The following is a 3,176-nucleotide window of genomic DNA, read 5'->3' as shown; positions in this document are numbered from 1 at the left end:
GCCGCTCCTCCACCGGCGTACGCGGCGCCACGAACCGTTCCGCCGCGAACGCCGCCAGATCCGGCACCGGCAACCCACGATGATCCACCTTGCCGCTGTTGGTGAGCGGGATACGGTCGATGGTCATGCAGGCGGCCGGGATCATGTAGTCCGGCAGCACCTGGGCCAGTCGGCCGCGCAGGGCGGCCGCGTCCGGGAGGCCGCCCTTGCCGGCGACGACGTAGGCGACGAGGGACTTCTCTCCCGCCGCGCTTTCCTTGACGGTCACCACCGCGTCCCCGACACCGGCGTGTTCACGCAGCCGGGCCTCGATCTCGCCCAGCTCGATGCGGTAGCCACGGACCTTGACCTGGTTGTCGATCCGGCCGAGGCACTCCAGGGTGCCGTCGGGCAGGAAGCGGGCCAGGTCCCCGGTGCGGTACAGGCGTGAGCCGGCGGGGCCGTGGGGGTTGGGCAGGAACTTCTCGGCGGTCAGGCCCGCGCGGTCGAAGTAGCCGCGGGCCAGGCCGGTGCCGTCGAGGTGAAGTTGGCCGGGGACGCCGGGCGGTACCTGCCGCAGGTCCTCGGTCAGGACGTGGACGCCGGTGTTGGCGAGAGGGGCGCCGATGGAGATCGTCCCGGTGTTCTCCGGGATCTCCCAGAAGGTGGACCAGATGGTGGTCTCGGTGGGGCCGTAGACGTTGACGAGCCGCTGGACCTTGTCCTGGAGATCGGCGGCGAGTTCCGGTGTCACGGGTTCGCCGCCGGCCAGGGCGGTCACCGCGTAGTTGTCGAAGCCGGCGGCCAGCAGCAGGCGCCAGCCGGACGGGGTGGCCTGGACGTGGGTGACGCGGTGGCTGTCGACGAGGCCGACGAGGGCGGCGGCGTCCTTGGCCTGAGTGTCGGAGGCGAGCACGACGCGGCCGCCGGTGATCAGCGGCAGGTGCAGTTCGAGACCGGAGATGTCGAACGAGATGGAGGTGGAGGCCAGCCAGGTGGCCCGGCGTGCGGGCGCGATGTCGTCGCGGACGGAGGCCAGCAGGTTGAGCAGGGCCCGGTGACTGATCATCACGCCCTTGGGCCTGCCGGTGGAACCGGAGGTGTAGAGGACGTAGGCGAGTTGGTCCGGGTCGGTCCGGCGGCTGGGGTCCGTGGTGGGCACGGCGGCGGCTTCGTGGCCGTCGTCGAGGAGGACGGTGGTACCGGGGAAGCCGGCGGCCCGCTCCGCGTGTGCGGACTCGGTCACCAGGAGGGGGGCCCGCGCGTCGGAGAGCATGTAGGTGATGCGCTCGGTCGGCAGGGCCGGGTCGAGGGGGAGGTAGGCGGCTCCGGCCTTCCAGATGCCGTGCAGCACCGGGATCAGGTCCGGGCCGCGGCCGAGGCAGACTCCGACAATGGTGTCGGGACCGGCACCGGCGGCGATCAGCCGGTGCGCGACGCGGTTGGCGCGCTCCTCCACCTCCTGGTACGACAGCCGTACGGCGCCGGAAATCACCGCCACGGCTTTCGGGGTGGCGGCGCTGCGGGCGGCGAACAGCTCGCCGGTCAGCGGCTCGTGGCTGGCTTGGATCCCTGATCCGGACACTGGACTTGCTCCCCCTTCGGCGGGCGCGCCGATGCTCGGCTCGGACATGCCGAATCCCCCGATCCTGTGAGGCGGACGGTGCGCGACCGGCCGTTCTCCCGCGCCGCGGCGGGACGGTTCCCGGCGTGCGGCCGCGAGGAGGTCTCCCGCACCCTCGTAGCCATCAGATGCCTGGAGTCTGGGCGGGGCCGCTATAAGTGCTCTATACGAACGCGACTCGTCGGCCCCCAAGACAGGGCAGGCTTCGGGGCCGACGAGCGGTGGCGCCACCCAGGGGGATGTGGGTGAGCGCCGGTCTGGGGAAGGGGAGGGAAGGGGAAGGGGGACGTGCCGGGGTTTCGGTCAGCCCGCCTCGCCGCTGATGTCCGCGAGGATGCTGCGCCCGCCGCCGCGCCGTAGCGCCAGCGCGGCGGGCAGTACGGCGGCCAGCAGCGCGGTGACGGCGCACACGACGACGAGTCCGCCGAGGGTGGACCAGGGGACGACGGCGGGAGTGGCGCCGACCAACTGCCGCAGCGAGGCCCAGGAACCGGTGATGCTGATGGCAGAGCCCAGCCCGCCCAGGACGGCTCCCGCGGCCACACACATGAGGGTCTCCACCGCCACGGCACCGAGGACCTGGCCCGTGGTGGCGCCCGCCAGCCGGAGCATGGCCAGTTCGCGCCGGCGGTCGCCGATCGTCATCACCAGAGTGTTGGCGAGGGCGATCACGGCGTACAGGATCGACAGGCCGAGGATCATCAGCATGCCGTTGCGGGAGCTTTCCTCGTTGGCGTCGGTGGCCGCGGCCGCCACCTGCTGCGGGGTGGCCAGCCGGGCCCCCGTGCCGTGGACGGCGGCCTGGAGTGCCGCGGCCGTCTTCGCACGGTCGGTGCCCACGGCGAGCTGTACGTCGATCTGGCCGGCCATCGCCGTACCGGCGTAGGAGAAGTCGACGTACGCCCGGACGTCGTCGTTGCCGGCGGCGAGTACGGCGGCGACGCGGAGCTTCTTCGGGGTGCCGTCGGCCAGCCAGACCTTGATGCGGTCCCCGGTGTGCGGGGAGCCGGGCCAGGCGTCGCTGACCACGATGGAGTCAGGGCCGAGGCCGTTCAGAGTGCCTGTCGAGACCCGCAGGCCGGAGACGGTGCCCAGCGTGGACGAGTCGACCGCCGCCGCATGCCGGGCGAGGGCGGGCTTCAGCGGCCGCGAGGCGAAGACCGTCGTGGGAGTGGTCACCAGGGCGGTGGTGCCGGGCACGGCGCGGACGCGGTCCACCAGGTCCCGGCTCAGTCCGGGTGTGCCGGTGGGCCGGACCACGTAGTCGGTGCGGGCCAGTTCGCGGTGGACGCCGCTGACCTGGGCGGCGTTGATGGTGCCGATGGTGCCGAGCAGACAGCCCGCCAGACTCACGATGATCACCACCGGTGTGGTGGTCGCCGAGGTACGGCGGTACGCGGTCAGGGCGCTCTGCCGGGCCGTCGTCCAGACCGCGCCGCCCACATCGGCGGGATCCCGGTCGCGGGGGGGGGGGGGGGGGGCGGGGGGGGGGGGGGGGGCGCGGGGGCCCGCGCGCGGCGCCCCCCCCCCCGCCCGCGCGCCGGCGGCCCCGGCCCCCCGCCCCACCCCCCGC

Annotated in this window: 2 protein-coding genes; both read right to left on the bottom strand. The window is 73.5% G+C overall.

Annotation, left to right across the window (positions count from 1 at the left end; genetic code table 11):
• Positions 1-1,612 (bottom strand): amino acid adenylation domain-containing protein (locus ACFWBB_RS40700; protein WP_385283752.1); only part of this gene is annotated, 1,612 nt, incomplete at its 3' end.
• A gap of 294 nt (positions 1,613-1,906) precedes the next feature.
• On the bottom strand, positions 1,907-3,046 hold the full coding sequence (locus ACFWBB_RS40695) for an ABC transporter permease (RefSeq protein WP_385283750.1): 1,140 nt from the start codon (positions 3,044-3,046) through the stop codon (positions 1,907-1,909).
• Positions 3,047-3,176: the final 130 nt, after the last annotated feature.

The organism is Streptomyces sp. NPDC060000, from assembly GCF_042737375.1.
Taxonomy (GTDB): Bacteria; Actinomycetota; Actinomycetes; order Streptomycetales; family Streptomycetaceae; genus Streptomyces.
Note: the sequence above shows the minus strand (reverse complement) of the source record. Positions and strands in the feature narration are given on the sequence as shown.